At 70.2% G+C, this 19,065-nt stretch carries 18 protein-coding genes and 1 pseudogene; 6 read left to right on the top strand and 13 right to left on the bottom strand.

Going from position 1 to position 19,065, the window contains the following annotated elements:
• Positions 1 to 7 precede the first annotated feature (7 nt).
• A complete protein-coding gene (locus ACWDEW_RS38200; protein ID WP_450519271.1) occupies positions 8 to 1,669 on the bottom strand; it encodes a glycoside hydrolase family 13 protein in 1,662 nt (553 codons plus the stop codon).
• 160 nt (positions 1,670 to 1,829) lie between these two features.
• Between ACWDEW_RS38200 and ACWDEW_RS38195 the strand changes: the two genes are divergently transcribed.
• Complete coding sequence (locus tag ACWDEW_RS38195) at positions 1,830 to 2,780, top strand: LAETG motif-containing sortase-dependent surface protein (RefSeq protein WP_450519269.1); 951 nt, start codon at positions 1,830 to 1,832, stop codon at positions 2,778 to 2,780.
• A 92-nt stretch (positions 2,781 to 2,872) separates the two neighbouring features.
• Here ACWDEW_RS38195 and ACWDEW_RS38190 read toward each other — a convergent pair whose 3' ends face one another.
• The 4 genes from ACWDEW_RS38190 to ACWDEW_RS38175 all read right to left on the bottom strand — a co-directional run bounded on the left by ACWDEW_RS38190 (position 2,873) and on the right by ACWDEW_RS38175 (position 7,572).
• Positions 2,873 to 4,252 (bottom strand): AAA family ATPase, encoded by a 1,380-nt coding sequence (locus ACWDEW_RS38190; protein WP_450519426.1) that lies wholly within the window; start codon positions 4,250 to 4,252, stop codon positions 2,873 to 2,875.
• Between the two features lie 176 nt (positions 4,253 to 4,428).
• Positions 4,429 to 5,400, bottom strand: coding sequence for a nucleoside hydrolase (locus tag ACWDEW_RS38185; RefSeq protein ID WP_450519267.1), 972 nt, complete (start codon positions 5,398 to 5,400; stop codon positions 4,429 to 4,431).
• 42 nt (positions 5,401 to 5,442) lie between these two features.
• Positions 5,443 to 6,735 carry a threonine--tRNA ligase gene (gene thrS, locus ACWDEW_RS38180; RefSeq protein WP_450519265.1) on the bottom strand — a complete coding sequence of 431 codons (1,293 nt, stop codon included), beginning with the start codon at positions 6,733 to 6,735 and terminating at the stop codon, positions 5,443 to 5,445.
• Between the two features lie 141 nt (positions 6,736 to 6,876).
• A complete protein-coding gene (locus tag ACWDEW_RS38175; RefSeq protein WP_450519264.1) occupies positions 6,877 to 7,572 on the bottom strand; it encodes a type 1 glutamine amidotransferase domain-containing protein in 696 nt (231 codons plus the stop codon).
• Between the two features lie 239 nt (positions 7,573 to 7,811).
• On the opposite strand from ACWDEW_RS38175, the gene ACWDEW_RS38170 reads away from it, so the two are divergent.
• Complete coding sequence (locus ACWDEW_RS38170) at positions 7,812 to 8,594, top strand: hypothetical protein (protein WP_450519262.1); 783 nt, start codon at positions 7,812 to 7,814, stop codon at positions 8,592 to 8,594.
• 27 nt (positions 8,595 to 8,621) lie between these two features.
• Here the strand turns inward: ACWDEW_RS38170 and ACWDEW_RS38165 are convergent, their stop codons facing one another.
• The 5 genes from ACWDEW_RS38165 to ACWDEW_RS38145 form a co-directional block, all read right to left on the bottom strand.
• Positions 8,622 to 9,356 (bottom strand): TIGR03943 family putative permease subunit, encoded by a 735-nt coding sequence (locus ACWDEW_RS38165; protein ID WP_450519424.1) that lies wholly within the window; start codon positions 9,354 to 9,356, stop codon positions 8,622 to 8,624.
• Positions 9,353 to 10,312, bottom strand: coding sequence for a permease (locus tag ACWDEW_RS38160; RefSeq protein ID WP_450519422.1), 960 nt, complete (start codon positions 10,310 to 10,312; stop codon positions 9,353 to 9,355). The genes ACWDEW_RS38165 and ACWDEW_RS38160 overlap by 4 nt, the downstream gene beginning before the upstream one ends.
• A 139-nt stretch (positions 10,313 to 10,451) precedes the next feature.
• The gene (locus ACWDEW_RS38155; protein ID WP_450519260.1) at positions 10,452 to 11,795 is read right to left on the bottom strand and encodes a helix-turn-helix domain-containing protein; all 1,344 of its coding nucleotides are present in this window, start codon (positions 11,793 to 11,795) and stop codon (positions 10,452 to 10,454) included.
• Positions 11,796 to 11,843: 48 nt separating this feature from the next.
• A complete protein-coding gene (locus ACWDEW_RS38150) occupies positions 11,844 to 12,029 on the bottom strand; it encodes a DUF397 domain-containing protein (protein ID WP_450519258.1) in 186 nt (61 codons plus the stop codon).
• Entirely contained in the window at positions 11,998 to 12,837 is an 840-nt protein-coding gene (locus tag ACWDEW_RS38145; RefSeq protein ID WP_450519256.1) for a helix-turn-helix domain-containing protein, read from the bottom strand. The genes ACWDEW_RS38150 and ACWDEW_RS38145 overlap by 32 nt, the downstream gene beginning before the upstream one ends.
• Before the next feature lie 113 nt (positions 12,838 to 12,950).
• On the opposite strand from ACWDEW_RS38145, the gene ACWDEW_RS38140 reads away from it, so the two are divergent.
• On the top strand, positions 12,951 to 13,268 hold the full coding sequence (locus ACWDEW_RS38140) for a DUF6401 family natural product biosynthesis protein (RefSeq protein ID WP_450519254.1): 318 nt from the start codon (positions 12,951 to 12,953) through the stop codon (positions 13,266 to 13,268).
• Between the two features lie 244 nt (positions 13,269 to 13,512).
• On the opposite strand, the gene ACWDEW_RS38135 is transcribed toward ACWDEW_RS38140, so the two are convergent.
• Both ACWDEW_RS38135 and ACWDEW_RS38130 read right to left on the bottom strand, forming a co-directional pair.
• The gene (locus tag ACWDEW_RS38135) at positions 13,513 to 14,115 is read right to left on the bottom strand and encodes a Uma2 family endonuclease (RefSeq protein ID WP_450519252.1); all 603 of its coding nucleotides are present in this window, start codon (positions 14,113 to 14,115) and stop codon (positions 13,513 to 13,515) included.
• Positions 14,116 to 14,161: 46 nt separating this feature from the next.
• Positions 14,162 to 14,959 (bottom strand): membrane protein, encoded by a 798-nt coding sequence (locus tag ACWDEW_RS38130; protein WP_450519250.1) that lies wholly within the window; start codon positions 14,957 to 14,959, stop codon positions 14,162 to 14,164.
• Between the two features lie 281 nt (positions 14,960 to 15,240).
• Between ACWDEW_RS38130 and ACWDEW_RS38125 the strand changes: the two genes are divergently transcribed.
• The 3 genes from ACWDEW_RS38125 (at position 15,241) to ACWDEW_RS38115 (ending at position 18,215) form a co-directional block, all read left to right on the top strand.
• The gene (locus ACWDEW_RS38125) at positions 15,241 to 16,005 is read left to right on the top strand and encodes an NPP1 family protein (protein ID WP_450519248.1); all 765 of its coding nucleotides are present in this window, start codon (positions 15,241 to 15,243) and stop codon (positions 16,003 to 16,005) included.
• A gap of 81 nt (positions 16,006 to 16,086) precedes the next feature.
• Entirely contained in the window at positions 16,087 to 16,875 is a 789-nt protein-coding gene (locus tag ACWDEW_RS38120; protein ID WP_450519246.1) for an NPP1 family protein, read from the top strand.
• Between the two features lie 98 nt (positions 16,876 to 16,973).
• Positions 16,974 to 18,215, top strand: coding sequence for an amidohydrolase (locus ACWDEW_RS38115; RefSeq protein WP_450519244.1), 1,242 nt, complete (start codon positions 16,974 to 16,976; stop codon positions 18,213 to 18,215).
• Here the strand turns inward: ACWDEW_RS38115 and ACWDEW_RS38110 are convergent.
• A pseudogene (locus tag ACWDEW_RS38110) lies at positions 18,216 to 18,635 on the bottom strand (hypothetical protein); the annotation flags it as partial.
• Positions 18,636 to 19,065: the final 430 nt, after the last annotated feature.

Raw genomic sequence — 19,065 nt, 5'->3', positions numbered from 1 at the left:
GAGCGCGCTACGCCCCCAGCCACACGGTCGTGTCCGGAGCCAGCAGCCCCAACTGCCCCTCGCCCGCCGCCGGTTCGCTGCTCAGCAGCACCTCTCCCGGCGGCAGGGCGACCGGCTCCGCCGACAGGTTGGTGACACACCGCCAGCCCTCGGAGCGCGTGAAGTGCAGTACTCCGGGCGGGCTCTCCGCATCCCAGGTCAGCGACTCCCCTTCGAGGAGCTTGCGGCGCAGCCGCAGGGCCTTGCGGTAGAACTCCAGGGTCGAGCCCTCGCTCCCGTCCTGTGCCTCGACGGCGTACGACGCGAAGCTCGCCGGCTGCGGCAGCCACGCGGGACCGGACCCGAAGCCGTACGACGGGCCGCTCGTGGTCCACGGCAGGGGTACCCGGCAGCCGTCGCGGCCCTTGTGGGTGTGCCCCTGTTGTTCCCAGATGGGGTCCTGGAGGACCTCGACGGGCAGGTCGGCGACCTCGGGCAGCCCGAGTTCCTCGCCCTGGTAGACGTACGACGAACCGGGCAGCGCCAGCATCAGCAGGGTCGCGGCGCGGGCGCGGCGCAGGCCGGCCGCCGTATCGACGGGTGGCGTGCGGCCGTCGGACAGCAGCCAGGTGTTCGGGTCCGTGCCCGTCGGCAGCATCAGGCGCGAGGCGTGGCGTACGACGTCGTGGTTGGACAGCACCCAGGTGGCCGACGCGCCTGCCGCGCGGGCCGTGGCGAGCGAGCCGGTGATCACCTCGCGCAGTTCGTCCGCGTCCCAACCGGCCTCCAGGTATTCGAAGTTGAAGGCCTGGCCGAGTTCGTCGGGGCGGGCGTAGAGGGCGCGGCGGGCGGCCGGTACCCAGGCCTCGGCGACCGCCATGCGGGGCGGGGTGTAGGTGTCGAAGACGCTGCGGCGCCAGTCTCGGTAGATCTCGTGGACCTCGTCGCGGTCGTAGTAGGGGTGGCTGCCGGGCGGGAGCGAGTCGAGGACGGCCTCGGCGTTCGCCGCGAGGGGGCCGATGTCGCGCAACGGCTCGCCGAGGTCCTTCACCAGCGCGTGGGCGACGTCGACGCGGAAACCGTCGACGCCCCGGTCGGACCAGAAGCGGAGCGTGGTGCGGAAGTCGGCGCGCACCTCCTCGTTGTCCCAGTTCAGGTCGGGCTGTTCGGGCGTGAAGAGGTGCAAGTACCACTGTCCGTCGGGGAGTTGCTTCCACGCGCTGCCGCCGAAGACGGACGGCCAGTCGGTGGGCGGGAGTTGGCCGCCGTCGCCGCGCCCGTCCCGGAACACATAGCGGTCGCGGGCGGCGGAACCGGGACCGGCGGCCAGCGCCTCCTGGAACCAACTGTGCAGGTGCGAGGTGTGGTTGGGCACGATGTCGACCATGACCTTCAGGCCCAGCCGGTGCGCCTCGGCGACCATCGCGTCGAAGTCGTCGAGGGTGCCCAGGCGCGGGTCGACGTCGCGGTAGTCGGCGACGTCGTAGCCGCCGTCGGCGAGTTCGGAGGGGTAGAAGGGGCTCAGCCAGAGGGCGTCGACACCCAGGGCGGCGAGGTGGGTGAGCCGCTCGGTGATGCCCCTCAGGTCCCCGAGTCCGTCACCGTCGGCGTCGGCGAAACTGCGCGGATAGACCTGGTACACAACGGCCTGACGCCACCAGTTCGGGTCACGGGAGGACAGGTCGGACACGTGGTCTCCTTATGAATTCCCTCTACACCAAGGCAAGTTGACAGTCATATTCCGGTGGACCCACGATGAGCACACGCTGTGGCGCATGTGACCAATGAGCCCAGTGTTTCTCGCGTTGATCCACACCCTCCACACCCTGTACACGCCAGATGGGATCAGTATGTCCATAGCCAGTCGTGTCACCGTGCGCCGCCTGTTGGGGACGGGCGCCGCCTCCCTCGCCCTCGCCGCGGCCTCCGTAGCCGCCGCGTCCGGCGCCTGGGCCACCGGGGGGCACGGCGGCGGCGGTGACGGCTGGGAGTCCGGCGGCCACTACAAGCCCGGCTCGGGCGCCGGCACGGTCACCGAGACCGAGGGCTGCCAGTTCTCGCTGGACGGCACCAGCTTCTTCCCCTCCGTCAAGGTCGACGACCAGAACCTGAAGCCCACCGACGACGGCAAGGTCCACATCAAGGTCCGCACCGCGGGCGACGCCTCCACCTGCACCGCCTCGCTGGCCTCGTACATCGCGCACGGTCCGACCTTCGCCACCTCCGGCCGGCAGGTCTTCGTCGACTTCGACACGGTCACCGTGAAGAAGGGCCAGACCGACTCGCTCGACATCGCGGTGCCCGACGAGGGCTGCTTCGCGCAGATCGACCTCTACCGCGGCGCGGTCAAGTTCGACGGCAACCCCGCCGCAGGCGACGGCTTCGTCCACGGCGACCTGCCCGCGGGACCGGACCACACCGTCATCAAGGACAAGCTGATCGCGGCCTGGAACGGCGGCACGAAGGACTGCACGACCACCGAGTCCCCGTCGCCGACGCCGTCCACCTCCGCGTCGGTCCCGCCGCCCGCCTCGGAGTCCACCCCGCCGGCCGACGAGTCCTCGACCCCGACCCCGAGCGCCTCCGAGTCGACCACTCCGTCCGACAACCCGACCCCGGTCGCCTCCGGTTCGAGCAGCGCCCCGGCGGCGGCCCCCTCGCCCAACGGCGGTGGCGGCGACCTCGCGGAGACCGGTGGCGGCGGCAACACGGGCACGATCGTCGGCGGCGCGGCGGCACTGCTGGCGGGCGGCGCGGCGATCGTGGTGGCCACGCGACGCCGTCGGGCTTCGCACTCGTAGCCGTACCTCTGTACCTCTTTGACTCTGCATCTCTGCGGACACCCCGCCGTTCACGACAGCCTCAGGGTTCGTGAGCGGCGGGGATCGTTCGTTCAGGGCAGCGGCGCCGTCGGCGTCGCACGGCCGTACAACTCGTCGAGGCCGATCAGCAGGACTCCGCCTCTTTCCGCCTCGGCTCGGAGGGCGTCGCTGAAGCCGGCGCCGCTGAAGCAGGCCAGCCCGCACCGCGTGGTGTCCATGCCCCGGCCGGCGAGGAGGTCTCTGGCCCGCCCCAGGCGTTCCAGATGGTTCACCCCCATGACGGTCCCCCACTTCGCCTCGCCCAGCAGCCCGACCGACGGTCTGCTCGCACCGGACCCCGGTTCGACGACGGCCACATCGATCTCGATCTGCCGGCGCGCCTTCGGGTCGGCCACCACCCCGCTGCCGACCTCGCCCAGCGACGTACTCAGCAGGGACCTGCCGGGTCCGAGCACGTACTCCCGGCACACCGCCTCGAAATGCGGTCCCGCCACCTGCGCGGCGAAGCGCTCCGCAGACTGTCCCCAGACCTCCACGGCCTGTCCGCTCTCCAGCCGTGCCCACGCCGGACGCATGACCGCCTCATAGAAGTTGATCAGCGGTTCGGTGATGCGGTACTGCGACTTCCCGGCCCGGAAGATGTCCGCCTCGCGCGCCAACAGGTGGCTGTCCTCAAGGACGTTGAGCGGATGCGAGATGTCGACGGACTTGCGGCCGATGTAGCCGGCGATGCCGCCTCGTGTGCTGTTGCCCTGGGCCACCGCGGCGAGGACCGAGTGGTACAGCGCGGTGTCACGGATGTCGGCCTCCTCGGCGAGCAGGTAGCGCGCCTCGCGGAAGAGCGGACTGAACGGCGAGAGGACGGTCCGGCACACCCAGTCGTCGAAGTCCTCCAGCCCGGCGGGGACGTCGTCCGCCAGGAACTGGCGACGGTACGCGGGCGTGCCTCCGACCACCGCGTGCAGTCGGGCGGCCAGGGCCGGATCGTCGGCGACACTCCAGAAGTCCGCCGCGGCCCGGTATCCGAAGGGGCGTACGACGAGTTCGAGCTGGGCCCTGCCGCGCAGCGGCGCGGTGCTGGCGAGCAGCCCTCCCATGACGGACATCGCCGAACCGCACAGGAGCAGCCTCATACCGCTCTCCTCCACCTGGAAGCGGTCGATCGCACGCTGGATGAGCGAGGGAAGCTCCGGCGCCACCTTCGCCAGGTACGGAAACTCGTCGACGACCACGAGGAACGGACTGTCCCCACGCCCTGGGACACCGAGACCGAAGAGATACGAGATCGCGTCGTCCCAGGTCGCGAAGGAGAAAGGCACCGGAGAACCCTGGTGCTCGGCCAGGGCGGCACTGAACTGCCGGAGCGATTCGGCCTCGGTCCCGGCGGTGGCCCCGAAGTAGAACCCCCCGCACTGCTCTACGAGCGCCCGCAGGAGATACGTCTTCCCCATACGCCGTCGGCCACTGACGATGCCGAGCATGGCATGCGGCAGCGGCCGGCTCACGAAAGCGCTGAGCGCGTCCCATTCGGCACCGCGATCGAAGAGGCGCGACGGCTTGTCCGGCCTTGCGTGATGCTGCACGCACCCTCCAAAGAGTTAGGGATACACCCCTAAGGACTATATCCCTAACCTGCCGACCGCCCCTCCACCGTCGCCAGCCACAGCTTCACGTACCGCTCCACATCCACGTCCAACCCCACGTCCACCAGGGCCTGTTCGCGGGCCCCGTCGTGGATCTCGGACTCGCCGTGGCGGGGGCGCCGGTCGACGACGGTCTGGCCGCGCCCAGGTCCCGGCGCGAGGGAGACCTCGACCGGCAGCAGTCGGGTGGTGAGGCCGGCCGGGTCGGCGACCGCGCAGACCGCGCCCGCGTCGCCGAGGCCGCCGGTGGGGGTGGGGTCGCCGGAGGCGGCCGGGTCGCGGTGGGCGAGGAGGTCGCCCGCCAGCTTGAGGCGCGGCTCCGTGCTCTCCCGCAGGCGCTGGACGTCCGCGGCCGGGACCTGGACGCGCTCGAAAACGTCCAGGCCGTACATCGTGATCGGCACCCCGGCCGTGAGCAGGATCGCCGCCGCCTCCGGGTCGTGCCACACGTTGAACTCCGCGACGGGCGTGGCGTTTCCGACCGCCACCGCGCCGCCCATGAACACGATCCGCTCGATGTTGCGGGTGACCTCGGGGAACGTCCGCAGCAGCAGCGCGATGTTCGTCAGCGGGGCGGTGGGGATCAGGGTGACCGGGCTCGGCGAGGCGAGGATCTCGCGGCGCAGCAGCGTCACCGCGTCCACGTCGGCGGGCCTGCGCGCCGACGCGGGCAGGCCCATGTCGCCCATGCCGTCCTGCCCGTGGACGTGCGCGGCCGACCGGGCCGGTTCGATCAGCGGCCGGGCGGCGCCGCGCGCGACCGGGATGTCACCGGCACCGGCGTGGTCCAGGACGATCAGGGTGTTCCGTACGACCTGGTCCACGTCCGTGTTCCCGGCCACGCAGGTGACCGCCCGCAGGTCCAGGTCCGGGTGCCGGACGGCGAACAGCAGCGCCAGGGCGTCGTCGACCCCCGTGTCGCAGTCGATGATCACGGGGATGGGCTGACCGGCCACGGCAGGGTCCTCTCGACACAAGGGTGCTGTTCGGTTGCGACCTTACGCATCCGCCCACAGTTCGGCGCCGCGCGCCCCGACCCGCGCGGTGACGCGGTGCAGCAGGTCGGCGGGCGGCAGCGGTTCGACCCGGCGGCCGTCCCGCAGTCGTACGGCGACCAGGCCCGCGTCGGCCTCCCGTTCGCCGATCACCGCCTGGTACGGGACCAGTCGCGCCGCCCGGATCCGGGCACCGAGGCTGCCCTCGGCGGCGACCTCGGCACGCAGTCCGTGGGCGCGGGCCTGCTCGGCGAGGTCGTAGGCCTGCTGCTCCTGCGCCTCCGACACCGGGAGGACGACCAGCTGCACGGGCGCCAGCCACGCCGGGAAGGCACCGCCGTGCTCCTCCACCAGATGCGCCACCGCCCGTTCCACGCTCCCGATGACACTGCGGTGCACCATGACCGGCCGGTGTTTCGCGCCGTCGGGGCCGATGTAGTGGAGGTCGAAGCGTTCGGGCTGGTGGAAGTCGATCTGGACGGTGGAGAGGGTGGCCTCGCGGCCGGCCGCGTCCTCGATCTGGACGTCGATCTTCGGGCCGTAGAAGGCGGCCTCGCCCTCGGCGGCCTCGTAGGCCACCCCGGACGCGTCGAGGACTTCCCGCAGCATCGCGGTCGCCCGGCTCCAAAGGGCCGGATCCGCAACGTACTTGCCGCCCCCGCCGGAGACGCCCTCGCCCGGCAGCGACAGCCGGTAGCGGGAGGCGCGGATGCCGAGGTCGGCGTAGGCGCGGGCGATGAGGGCGAGGGCGGCGCGGGCCTCCTCGACGGCCTGGTCGAGGGTGCAGAAGATGTGCGCGTCGTTGAGCTGGATGGCGCGGACGCGGGTCAGGCCGCCGAGGACGCCGGAGAGTTCGGAGCGGTACATGCCGCCCACCTCGGCGATGCGGAGGGGCAGTTCGCGGTAGCTGTGGGAGCGGGAACGGTAGATGAGCGCGTGGTGGGGACAGAGGCTCGGCCGCAACACGACTTCCTCCCCGCCCAGTTGCATGGGCGGGAACATGTCGTCGCTGTAGTGCGACCAGTGCCCGGAGATCTCGTACAGCTCCCGTTTGCCGAGAACGGGCGAGTACACGTGCCGGTACCCGGCCGCACACTCCAACTCTCTTACGTACTCCTCCAGTTGGTGCCGTACGACGGCTCCGTCGGGCAACCAGTACGGCAGTCCCGCGCCCATCAGGGGGTCGGTGTCGAAGAGGCCGAGCTCGCGGCCGAGACGTCGGTGGTCGTACATGGTGAACTCCTCGCGAAAGAAAGAACCGAGAGGCGAGCACCACGTGACGAAGCCCCGGGGCACTCGCCCCGGGGCTTCGACTTGGTCAGCAGTCAGCGCGCCGGGACACTCTCCGGCGTCGTCGTCACAGCCGACACGAACGGCTTGGCGCGCTTCATGCGGCAGACCGTAGCAGTCGTACGACCGCTGCCGCCACGGAATTGATCAGGCGAGCTTCTTGAGCAGCTCGTCCGCGACCGGTGCGGAGGACGCCGGGTTCTGGCCGGTGACGAGGTTGCCGTCGACCACGACGTACGGCGCCCACGGCTCGCCCTGCTGGAAGTCCGCGCCGAGCTCCACCAGCCGGTCCTGGAGCAGCCACTTCACCTTGTCGGCGAGGCCGCCCTGGGTCTCCTCGTCGTTGGTGAAGCCGGTGAGGCGGCGGCCGGCGAAGGCGTTGGTGCCGTCCTCCTTGACGGCCGGGAGGAGCGCGGCCGGGCCGTGGCAGACCACGCCGAGCGGCTTGCCGGAGGCGAGGGCCAGGGTGAGCAGGTGACCGGAGTCGGCGTCGACGGCGAGGTCCTCCATCGGGCCGTGGCCGCCCGGGTAGTAGACGGCGGCGTAGTCGGCGAGGTCGACCTCGGTCAGCTTGACCGGGTGCTGGAACTCGGGGCTCGACGCGAGCACGGCGGCGACGCGGTCGGCGTTCTCCTGACCACCGTTGTAGTCGGGGGCGAGGCTGCCCCGGTCGACGGGCGGTACGACACCGCCGGGCGTCGCGACGACGACCTCGTGACCGGCCGCCTTGAACGCCTCGAACGGGGTGACGGCCTCCTCGGCCCAGTAGCCGGTGGGGTGCTGGGTGCCGTCGGCCAGGGTGAGGTGGTCGGCGCCGGTCAGCACGAAGAGGATCTTCGACATGGGGGGTCTCCTGGGCGGTGGTCGATGAGGTGCCTTCGACAGTAGGCGGGGCGCGGACGGACGGCCAATGAGGAACCGAATGGCCGGTATTGGATTCCCGATGGCCCACGGCGAGCCCGGCAGTCACCCGGACGGCCCGGCGCGCTGGTGGGCGGGCGCGGGCGATGGTGCCGTGGGAGCACACGCCGACATCCGCACCACGCATCCACGCCACGCGTCCGCCCCAGGAGGGACCCTCGATGACCCGTTCCCCGGCCCGTGTCCTCCTCCTCGCCTCGGCCCTGTCGGCGGGCACCCTGCTCACGGCCGCGGGCTGCGCGAACGAGGCCGCCCTGCACAAGGTGACGAGCGCGCCCTCCCCCTCGGCCGTACGAACCCCGGCGGCGCACGCGTCCCCGGCGGCGGCCCCCGTCCTCACCCAGGCGCAGGCACAGACCGCGCTGATCGCGGACACGGACCTGGGCGCCCCCTGGACCCCGACCCAGGGCACGGCGACCTGGCGCGACAGCCTCCTCAAGGCGAAGACCGCCGACCCCGACTGCCAGCGTCTCCTCGACGCGCTCTACGCCGACGAACTCCTCGGCACCCCCGCCACCACCCAGGCGGTCATCGGCCTCGACGACACCGACGACGAGGCCCAACTCCACTACCAGGTGGCCGCGTTCAGGTCCGCCGACGTGGACCGCACCCTGGCCTGGCTGAAGACGCTCCCGCAGAAGTGCGCGAATTTCACGGCGACCACCACCCGCTCCGGCCCCCAGACGGTGACCGTCACAGAGGCCACCCTCCCGAACGTCGGCGACGCCCGCGAGGGCCTCCACCTCACCCTCACCGGCACCACCCCGGAGGGCGACCAGTCCACCCTCACCCTGGACACCGCCGCCGTCCGCATCGGCGACGACACGATCACCCTCACCAACGGCGGCCTCGCGAACGTGCCGCCGGACGCGATGAGCCGGGCACTGGAGATCGGGGCTCAGCGGCTTACGGATGTGCAGCGGCAGGGGCGGGTGCAGATCTGAAGACCGGCAACGGTCACCGCTTACCGTTTACCGCTTCTCGTACGGGTCGGCCGGCTCCTTCACCTGCTTGACGGTCGTGGCGTCGAGCAGTGGGGGCCACGCCCCGTCCGTGCCGAGTCTGCCCTTGGGGAGCCAGGTGCCGGTGACCGTGACCCAGGTGTCGGTCCGGGGGGCGTCGGTGACCTCGGTTCCTCTGATCTCGACCTTGCTGGTCGTGGCGTCGGCCGCGCAGCAGGTGACGACCAGGCGGGTGACGTACCAGGTGCCGTTCGAGCCGTGGGTGACGAAGCCCGTCATACGGACCGTGCGGCCCTTGAGGGAGTGGCCGGTGTCGTAGATCGCCCGTGAGCTGTACTGGGCCACCGAGATGTCCAGCACCTTGGCGGCGGGCAGCGCGGGGAAGGTGCCCACGCCCTGTGCCGCGAGTTGTGCCTGTTCGCGGCCCGCGCTGTACGAACCGAGCGCGGGGGGCGGGAAGAGGAGCAGCGCGAGGGCGGGAAGGGTGAGGAGCCAGGCGATGCGCGGGCCGTGGGAGTGGGAATGCCCCTCCGCCTCTTCCTCGTGCTCCTCCTCATGGTCCCGGTGGCTCATCGCCCTGACCGCCGCCGCGACCCCCAACACCACCAGCAGCGAACCGGAGATCACCAGATACGGCCGCAACGCCGCCTGCACATACCGCAGATACAGGTCGCTGAAGAGGGAGATCCGCAGCACCGCACCGCCCGTCAGCAGGAGCAGGACCGCCGAGCCGTAGCGCCTCACAGCAACCACCAGCCCACGAGCGTGCTGCTCGTCACGGCGACCAGCCAGGTCGTCGAGGAGAAGCGGAACGCGAAGGAACGGCCGAACGTGCCCGCCTGGAGCGCGATCAGCTTCAGGTCGACCATCGGGCCCACCACCATGAACGCCAGTTTCGCCGCCGGTGAGAAGCCACTGAGGGAGGCGGCCACGAAAGCGTCGGCCTCGCTGCACACGCACAGCACCACGGCCAGGAGTGCCAGCAACAGCAGCGACAGCCAGGACGAGCCCGTGAAGATGTCCAGGATCGAGCGCGGTACGGCGATGTTGAAGGTCGCCGCCGCTGCCGCGCCCAGCACCAGGAACCCGCCGGCGTGCAGGAAGTCGTGTTGCAGGCCCGCGACGAACGCCTTCATGCCCGCGGGCGAAGACGCGGTGGTCTGCGTGCGCTTCGGGAGTCGTAGCCACTCCTCCCTGCCGAAGCGCGCCCACAGCCAGCCCATCACCACCGCCGTCGCGAGGGACGCGACCAGGCGGCCGAGCACCATCTTCGGCTGACCCGGGAACGCGATCGAAGTGGCCACCAGGACAACCGGGTTGATCGCGGGGGCGGAGAGAAGGAAGGCGAGGGCCGTGGCCGGGGCGACTCCCCGTCTCATCAGGCTGCTCGCCACCGGTACCGACGCGCACTCACACCCCGGGAGTACGACTCCTGCCGCGCCCGCGATCGGGACGGCGAGGGCCTGGTTGCGGGGGAGGAGGCGGGTGAACACCCGCTCCGGGACGAACGCGCCGATCGCCGCCGAGACCACCGTGCCCAGGAGCAAGAAGGGGACGCCCTGCACCGCCACCGCCGTGAAGACCGTCCACCAGGCCGCCACGGGCGGGGTGTAGAGGTCGATCGCCAGCATCGGGCCGAGGACGGAGACCACGGTGGCGATCGCGATCAGTGCCGCTCCGCCGAGTACCGCGTAGACCATGGCGCGTACGGCCAGGCGCAGGCCGTCGACCACGGTCCGTTCGTTCTGCACGCGCCTGTCTCATCCCGTTTCGCACGATTACGCCTCGTACTCGTACGTGGCACGGTAACCGTCGGCGCTGTGCGGTATCCCCGATTTGTCAAAGAGGAGGCTGTGCGGGCGCCGGGCCGAGGGTCGTCGTTCCGGGGGCCGTACGGTGCCCGAGGCCGGTGCGGTAGGCGTCGAGTGCCGCCTCCACCCGGCCGGTACGGCGGAGCAGATCGCCCAGCATCCGGCAGAGGTCGGCCAAGTCGCCCGCCGCGCCCGCGCGTTCCAGAAGGCTGAGCGCGCGGACGTAGTGCTCCTCGGCCGCCTCCGTGTCGCGAGCGTCCTCGGCGATGATGCCGAGGAGGCGGTGGGCGGCGGCGGAGTGCAGGGCGCCGCGTTCGGAGCTGAGGTCGTTGAGGACGCCGTGGAGGAGGGTGGCGGCCTCCTCGGACTTGCCGCGCTTGTGCAGGACGTCCGCCAGTTCCACCGCGACCTGGCTGCTGTACAGCGCCGCCCGCTTGGCCGTCAGCATGGCCAGCGCCTGCCTCAACTCGACCTCGGCGCGCTCCAGTTCGCCGTCCTGGGCGTAGACGTAGCCGCGCATCCAGTGGCAGTTGGCGAGTTCGGTACGGAACTGGAGCTGGCGGTACAGATCGGCGGCCTTCGCGAGCGAGGCGTCGGCCTCCGCGACCTTGCCCTCCGCTATCAGCGTCCGCGCCACCGAACGGTGCATGCGTGCCAGCAGCGCCGGGTCCGCCACCTGCGGCGCGAGCGCGAGCGCCAGCTCCGCCGCCTGGGCCGCCCTCGCGTGCGCCCCCATGTCCATGTACGGCCCTATCGCGCTCGCGTAGAGGAGCAGGAGCGCGTCGGGGTCGTGCAGGCCACCGCGGTTCAGCTCGTCGAGGGTGGATTCCAACAGGTAGACGGCGTAACGCAGTTCACCGGTGAGGTAGTGCGCGACGGCACGACCGCGGATGGCGGGGACGCGGGCGGGAAGGGGTTCGTCGGCGAGACGCTGCTCGGCGCGCTCGAAGTGCAGGCGGGCGGCGGTGAGATCACCGGTGTCGAGACCGCACTCGCCCAGTCCGAGCAACGCGATGGCTTCCTCGTCCACCAGCCCGTGCGACTCCGCCTCCGCGAGCAGCTCGGCGTACTGCTCCGCCGCCTCCTCCGACTCCCCTGTCGCCAGGGTGCGTTGGGCGCCGGTCAGCCGCAGGCGCAGCTCGGTGGCGAGGTGGGCGGGACGGCCGGTGGCCAGCTCGTCGTAGGCGACGCCGAGCCGTTCCGCGAGGTGGCGCAGCGCGTCGTCGGAGGGACGGACCCGGCCGGCCTCAAGGGTGGAGATGTACGCCGGTGTGTAGGCGGGCTCGGCCAACTGCCGTTGGGTGAGCCCGCGTTCGTGCCGCAACTGCTGGACCCTGCGCCCGATGACTTCCGGGTCGTCCCGTCTCACCATGCATTAATCATGCCAGTAAGCCGAGTTACAGACTGGCCAGTAACTCAGTTACATGGAGAGTGAGTTGATGAAGTCCTCGAAGCGGCGACGGGAAACAGTGAGGACGGCTCCGCCGGGGTTCTTCGAGTCACGGATTGCGATGTGGGGAGTGCGGTCAGCGACCTCTACGCAATCGCCGCCGCTGCTACCGCTGTAACTGGACTTACGCCACGTCGTCTGTCGGCCGGTCTCCATAGCGTTCCTCCATCACGCGAGCGATCAGGTCGGCCGACTCCTCCACAGAGAGGGCACCAGCCTGAAGGCGAGCATAACCGACCGAACGTTCCCTGATCACTTGCGGATTGGCGGTCATGTGACCCTGGTCGTAGCCCTCGGAGTAGTAGATGTCCGGGTCGTCGTCGAAGCGAAGGAGGTTGAAGGAACCCATCGTCCCGGTGTGCCCACCCACGGAGAACGGCAGCACCTGGATGTTCACCCAGGGGTTGTCGCGGTAACTCACCAGCCGGGCCAGTTGCTTGCGCATGACCTCACGACCGCCGACCTCGCGGAACAGTACGGCCTCATCGAGGATGACCCACACTGCGGACGGATGCTTCTTGTCCAGAATGCGTTGCCGCTCCATCCGAGCCGCGACCATCTCCTCGATCTTGTCCGGGTGGTCGACTGCCACCAGCGCTGCCGCGTACTCCGGCGTCTGGAGCAGGCCGTACACCACCTGGCACTGATACGTCGAGATGTACGCGGCCTTCGCCTCCATGTCCGCGTACGCCTGGAACCAGTTGGGGAGTTGGCTCCGCAGAACCATGCCGATCATGCGGGTGAAGGACCCGTCCGTGATGAACGCGGCGTCAAGGCGCTCGGCGAAGTTCCGGGTCGGGACCTTCTGTGCCGTCTCGATCTGCCCGATGAGCGAGCCGGTGCAGTAGAGGATCTTGCCGAGACCCTCCAGCGTGAGGCCCGCCGCTTCCCTCAAGCGACGGCACTCGTAGCCGAAGTAGTCCAACGGGGATGCGCTCGGGTCGAGTTGGCGAACGTGGACCATGCGACAGGCACCTCCGATTGGTTACGGCCTGTCGCCGAGCGTAATCATTCCGTCGTATCGCGGTGACGGGAATCACGTAACTCACCCACACCGGGCTGTCGTACGGTGGAGAAATGTCCCCTTTGGCCAAGATCAGCAGCGCTTACGGGCCCCGCTTCGCGGAGTTCGCCTTCGAGCCTGCCTTCACGGCCGCGGTGGACCAGCATGTCGCCGAGCTGCGGGAACGCCTCTCGGCGGGCGGCCCGGATCTGGCACCGCCCGCCCCGGACCACGGTGACCTCACCGACTACGCGCTCGGGTTTCTGGACGCGCTCGCGGAGCTGGACTGGCGGGAGCCGGTCGGACACGACTACGCGGTGTGCAGGCTGACGGCCATCAGCTGGCTGGTGCACCGGCACGGGCTGCTGCCGGAGCAGCGCCGGGGTGACTGAAAACGGGTTTCCGTTGGCTCAACTCCCCCTGAAGCCCTTCCCGTTGCGCACCCCAACCCCTTAAGTTAGGCACGCATTAAGCGTGCTTAACTCATCGCTGTTGCCGTCGCCGTCACTGTCGTTGCGAGGTTGGTATGTCCGCGCGTTACGTCAGAGGATTCTGCGCCGCCGTCATCGCCGTAGCCGCCCTGATCGGCGCGGCAGCGGCAAGCCCGGCCAAGGCGGCGGACCGCCCGCCGGTGTCTCACTCGGGCGCGAGCATCATGTCCTTGCGCGAGTAGAGCGGCAGGCCACTCGTGTCGAGCTTCCAAGTGCCCAGCTCGGTGGTGATGGCGAGCGGGGTCCCGTACGGCTGCTTGTGCAGACGGTTGCCGTAGACGGGGAGCCCGCCGCCAGTGTCGATTTCCCACTGGTACGTCCAGGTGCCGTCCCGAGGGTCCAGGATGAGGTAGTGCGGGATGCCCATCGCCGGGTAGTCACGGCTCTTGACGTCGTAGTCAGTGCCAGGGTTCGACGGGGAAACGATCTCGATGGCCAGAAGGATCTCGCGCGCGTCCAGCGGATCGTCCGTCTCCATGGCCGAGCGGGGAACCACCAGAAGATCGGGGATGCGCAGTGTGCCGTGAGACGCGTCACCCGTGTCCGTGGCCTCCACTGCGATTATTCCGGGCGGTAGCTGTCCGGCCAGTTGATCGCGCACGTCCACGGCTGTGAGCTGGTGCCGGGGACGGGGGCTCATCATCATGACGAACGTCCCGCCGCTGATCTCGGGATAGGTGAAGCCCGGCGGCGGCGTGAAGTGATCCCTCAACTCGCGCAGATGTTGGTAGATGGTCTGCTGGGTCATACCGCCATCTCCTTCGCGACAGTACGACCCAGCGTAGCCGGAACTCTCACATGTCCGACGACCCCGGCATCTCCCTGCCCATGTCCGTCCGCTCCCGCACCGGCTGGTTCCCCATCGCGTCCGCGCGGCCCGCCTGGTACGCCGTGAGGCTGCCCTTCGCGTTGGTCGTCTCGCGCTCCGCCGCCATCAGCATCCGCTCCATACGCTGCCGCATCGGCCCGATCATGCCGCCGCCGACACCGACGATCATGATTCCGGCGACGGTGGCGAGGGCCGCGTAGAGGACGGGCTGGGTGACCGTCGTCGCGATGCCGGCCTGGCCGAGCGCGGCGATCACGCCGAGCGCCACGATGCAGGCCCAGACGATCGTCGCGAGCATCCTGCCGTACGACATCGACGACAGCGCGCTGCCGACGATCCCGCGCACCGCGTTCGCGATGGCCATCGCCACGACGATCAGCACCACCGCCACGATGCCGCGCGGCAGCCAGGCGACGATGCCGTTGATCATCGTGGAGACCGGGTTGGTGCCGAAGACGCCGAGCGCGAGCTGGAGGGTGATCAGCATCAGCGCGTAGTACACGATCTTGCAGACGATGCCGGTCATGTCGTACTTGGAGTCCCGCAACATCCGTTCCGTACCGGCCCGTTCGGAGAGCTTCTCCGAGCCGACCTTGCGCAGCACGCGGTCCAGGACGCGGGCGATCAGCTTCGACACGAACCAGCCGATGGCCAGGATGACCAGGAAGCCGATGAGTTGGGGCACGAACTGCGCGACCTTCGACCAGGCGTCGTTCAGCCCCTGGGTGAAGTCGATGGCGAGGGTGGATTCAGGGACAGCCATGAGCGGCACTTCCTTCGGTGGGTACTACCAGCCCCTTGTCACCAACCAGTGCAGCAGCGCGGCGGAAGCGTGGCCGCGTGGGCTGAGCCGTACGGGTGAGCGGCGCCCGGTCCGGTCGATCCCTCGCTGTGGGGACGTGTTCGCCAGTTCGGTGAAATGCCTCCCTCCGTTTGATAGAAAGCCCTTCCATCGAGTGCTCCGCTTCTGTCAATCTCTGTTCGCCCACCCTGGATGTCATGTCCGGGGCGAGCGTGGACATGGACCGTCGACTGGAGCCCCCGATGTCCCGAACCAGCACCCACCGCCTCGGCCGAGCCGCCGCGGTCGTGGGCAGCGCCGTCGCCCTCACCGTCGCCCTGCCGTTCACCGCCTCCGCGGGCGTTCTGCAGAACCTGCCGGAGAACGCGACCACGTACGAGAAGAACTTCGAGCCGCTGTACGACTACGACACGGACTCCTGCTACCCCGCCGCCGCCATCGACCCCGACGGCAATCTCAACGGCGGTCTGAAGCCGACCGGTTCCGTCACCGGCAGCTGCCGCACCGGTCACCTCGACCACGCCAACACCTACTCACGCACCAAGTGCAACAACGGCTGGTGCGGAACCATCTACGCCAGCTACTTCGAGAAGGACGAGGCCTCCCCGGGCATCGGCCACCGCCACGACTGGGAATGCATCGTCGTCTGGGTCAAGCAGGGCGACTCCACCCCGTCGTACCTGTCCGCCTCCCAGCACGGCAACTTCGAGACCGAGGCGGTCGCCGACGTGCCGATGAGCAGCCAGCGCGTCCAGGTCGTCTACCACAAGGACGGCCTGAGCACCCACGACTTCCGGTTCGCCAAGTGGGGCGAGACCCCGGAGAACGACGACGGCGCCTGGCACCAGGAGAACCTGCTCACCTGGGAGAACATGGCGTCCAACCTCCGCGGCATCCTGAACGCCTCCGACTGGGGCGACGCCAACTTCCCGCTCCAGGACGCGAAGTTCGACGACCACCTCAACAAGGCCCTGCCGAGCGGCATCACGTTCGACCCGTACGCCTGACCGGCCGGCCCCTCTCGTCACACGGGGACCCGCGATCCCCACGGGTCCCCGCCCCCACCGAGCAAGGGAACACGCCCGCACATGTTCATCGCAGCAAGCACGAGCACCGGGACCACCAAGAGATCCCGGACCGCCAGGGCCGCCCTGGTGGTCGGCACCGCCACCGCACTCGCCGTCGGCCTGGCCGGCAGCGCCGACGCGGCGATCCTGACCCCCCTGCCCTGGAACGCGAGCACCTTCCAGAACAAGTACATGCCGCTCTTCGACTACGACTCCGACGGCTGCTTCCCGGCGGCGGCCGTCGACGCGAGCGGCAGGCTCAACGGCGGCCTCAACAACAGCGGGTCGATCACCGGCGGCTGCCGGACCGACCACCTGGGCAAGGCCAACACGTATGCGCAGTCCCTGTGCAAGAACGGCTGGTGCGCGTACGTCTACGGGCTCTACTTCGAGAAGGACCAGACCCTCAACGGCGCCGACGCCTTCGGGCACCGTCACGACTGGGAGTCCGTCGTCGTCTTCCAGAAGCAGGGCGACGAGCGGCCCAGCTACCTGGCCGCCTCCCGGCACGGCGGCTACAGCACCCACCCGATCAACGAGGTGCCCATGAGCGGCAACCACGTCGAGATCGTCTACCACAAGGACGGCGCGAGCACCCACGCCTTCCGGTTCGCCAAGTGGGGCGAGACGCCGGTGGCCTGGGGCAACGGCACCTGGGACACACCGGCGCTGGTCACCATGGAGAACATGGACAAGACGCCCCGCGACGCCCTGTGGAACTCGACCTGGGGCAAGGCCAACTTCCCGCTCACCAACAACCTGGTGAGCAACATCAACAAGGCCCGTCCGTCGGCGGTCCCGGCGTTCTGACCGCGTCCCGCACCACGGCCGCCCCCAGGCGATCACCTACTTCATCGCCTGGGGGACATGCCATGTGATCACCCTCGCGACCGCCCTACGCTGACGCCATGACGTCTGCCGCCGCGCGCACCGCACTGGACCTCACCGCCGGCCTCCCGGTCCCCGACCTGGAGGACTTCTACCGGGACCTGCACCGCCACCCCGAGCTCTCCGGCCGCGAGCACCGCACCGCCGCCAAGCTCACCGAACGCCTCACCAAGGCGGGCTACGACACCGTCGAGGGCATCGGCGGCACCGGTGTCGCCGCGGTGCTGCGCAACGGCGAAGGACCGACCGTGCTGCTGCGCGCCGACATGGACGCGCTGCCGGTGCAGGAGGAGACGGGGCTGCCGTACGCCTCCACCGTGGACGGGGCGATGCACGCCTGCGGGCACGACCTGCACGTGACCTGGCTGACGGGCGCCGCCGAGGCGCTGGCCGCCGGGCGGGACACCTGGTCGGGGACGCTGGTGCTGGTGGGGCAGCCCGCCGAGGAGACGGGCGGGGGCGCGGCGGCGATGGTCGCCGACGGCCTGTACGAGCGCGTCCCGCGCCCGGACGCGGCGCTCGCCCAGCACGCGGCACCGGGCCCCGCCGGGTTCTACCCGCACGTGCCCGGCCTGATCATGTCGGCCTCCACGGACATCGACATCGTGGTCCACGGGCTCGGCGGCCACGGCTCCCGCCCCGAGGCGACGGTCGACCCGGTCGTCACGGCCGCCTACCTGGTCACCCGGCTCCAGACGGTCGTCTCCCGCGAGATCGCGGCCCGCGACTCCGGCGTCCTGACCGTGGGCCGCATCGAGGCCGGCACCCGGCACAACATCATCCCGACCACCGCCCGGATCTCCCTCAACCTGCGCACCCAGTCCGCCGACGTACGGGACCGGATGATCGCCGCGATCCGCCGTATCGCGTCCGGCGAGTGCATCGCCGCCGGCTGCCCGCGCGAGCCCGAGGTGACCATCGGGACCAGCCTCCCCACGATGGTCAACGACGCGGACACCGACCGCCGGATCGCCGCCGTCCACACCGAGGTCCTCGGCGCGGGCACGGTCTTCGACCCCGGCCCGGCCACCGGCAGCGAGGACTTCCCCCACCTCGTCCCGGACGGGGTGCCGTACTCCTACTGGTTCGTGACGAGCACCCCGGCGGCCACCTGGGACGCGGCCCCCGGCACCGACCTGATGGAGAAGTTCCACGCCGTGCCGAGCAACCACAGCCCGAACTTCGCGCCCGATCTTGTGACGGTCGTGCCGGGTGTACGGACCCTGGTGTCGGGGGCGTTGGAGATCCTGACGGTCGGCTGACTATCCCTGCGGCTGGAGTTGGAGCAGCTGCTTGCGCACGTGATCCAGGGCGCCCGCGCGGCGGCCCGGGACACGTGCTCTCAACTCGGCGAGCGCGAGGCCGAGTTCGCGAGCGGTCGCGGGGTCGTGGATCTGCCCCCACTGGTGATGAGCACGGTCGACCGCCGCTTCAACGGCGGGCACACCGGGCAACTGTCCCGCCGCCAGCCGCGCGGACGCCACTGCGAGCCAGGCCCGGCAACTGCGCACCGGGTCCCCGGCCAGCATCGCGAGATCGGCCCGCACCTCCGTCCAGTGCAGCGCCTGCTCCGAGCCCCGCCCGTGCGCCCGCACGGCGGCCTGCTCGTGCTCGGCGGCGAGGGCGTCGGCGGCGGGGTGACGGCCGGCTTGGACGGCGGTGGCGATGGCGGTGTGGGGGTCGCTGTCCCAGTCGGGGTCACTGCCCCAGTCGGGGGCGGCGTCCTTCAGGCTCGGGGCAGTGTCCCTTGGGCTGCGGCCGACATCTTCTCGACTCCCGCCGGCACCCTTCGGGCTCGGGGCGACACCCTTCAGGCTTCGACCGACATCTTCTCGACTCCCGCCGGCGCCCATTGGGCTCGGGGCGACACCCTCCGGGCTTCGGTCGGCATCTTCTTGGCTCCCGCCGGCATCCGTTGGGCTTCGACCAGCGTCCTTTTGACTGCGACCGGAATCCAATTGACTGCGGCTGCCGTCCAATTGGCTGCGGCCGGCGTCCATTTGGGTGCCGTCGGTGTCCTTCCGACTCCGGGCGCCTTCCCGACTCCGGTCATTTTCCAGCCCGTCCGGCGTTTGAGGACGAGGCCCCTTCAGGGCCGACGGGGGTCTGGGG

The organism is Streptomyces sp. NPDC001100, from assembly GCF_053598575.1.
The sequence above is the reverse complement of the archived record's forward strand: the minus strand, read 5'-3'. Positions and strand labels throughout refer to the sequence as shown.

Excerpts from the sequence above, each read along its gene's own strand:
- ACWDEW_RS38155 (WP_450519260.1), bottom strand. The coding sequence starts at position 11,795 with ATGGTGAGACGGGACGACCCGGAAGTCATCGGGCGCAGGGTCCAGCAG.
- ACWDEW_RS38120 (WP_450519246.1), top strand. The coding sequence starts at position 16,087 with ATGTTCATCGCAGCAAGCACGAGCACCGGGACCACCAAGAGATCCCGG.
- ACWDEW_RS38140 (WP_450519254.1), top strand. The coding sequence starts at position 12,951 with ATGTCCCCTTTGGCCAAGATCAGCAGCGCTTACGGGCCCCGCTTCGCG.
- ACWDEW_RS38160 (WP_450519422.1), bottom strand. The coding sequence starts at position 10,312 with ATGGTCTACGCGGTACTCGGCGGAGCGGCACTGATCGCGATCGCCACC.
- ACWDEW_RS38170 (WP_450519262.1), top strand. The coding sequence starts at position 7,812 with ATGACCCGTTCCCCGGCCCGTGTCCTCCTCCTCGCCTCGGCCCTGTCG.
- ACWDEW_RS38195 (WP_450519269.1), top strand. The coding sequence starts at position 1,830 with ATGTCCATAGCCAGTCGTGTCACCGTGCGCCGCCTGTTGGGGACGGGC.
- ACWDEW_RS38115 (WP_450519244.1), top strand. The coding sequence starts at position 16,974 with ATGACGTCTGCCGCCGCGCGCACCGCACTGGACCTCACCGCCGGCCTC.
- ACWDEW_RS38175 (WP_450519264.1), bottom strand. The coding sequence starts at position 7,572 with ATGTCGAAGATCCTCTTCGTGCTGACCGGCGCCGACCACCTCACCCTG.
- ACWDEW_RS38125 (WP_450519248.1), top strand. The coding sequence starts at position 15,241 with ATGTCCCGAACCAGCACCCACCGCCTCGGCCGAGCCGCCGCGGTCGTG.
- ACWDEW_RS38135 (WP_450519252.1), bottom strand. The coding sequence starts at position 14,115 with ATGACCCAGCAGACCATCTACCAACATCTGCGCGAGTTGAGGGATCAC.
- ACWDEW_RS38145 (WP_450519256.1), bottom strand. The coding sequence starts at position 12,837 with ATGGTCCACGTTCGCCAACTCGACCCGAGCGCATCCCCGTTGGACTAC.
- ACWDEW_RS38130 (WP_450519250.1), bottom strand. The coding sequence starts at position 14,959 with ATGGCTGTCCCTGAATCCACCCTCGCCATCGACTTCACCCAGGGGCTG.
- ACWDEW_RS38190 (WP_450519426.1), bottom strand. The coding sequence starts at position 4,252 with ATGGGGAAGACGTATCTCCTGCGGGCGCTCGTAGAGCAGTGCGGGGGG.
- ACWDEW_RS38150 (WP_450519258.1), bottom strand. The coding sequence starts at position 12,029 with ATGGAGACCGGCCGACAGACGACGTGGCGTAAGTCCAGTTACAGCGGT.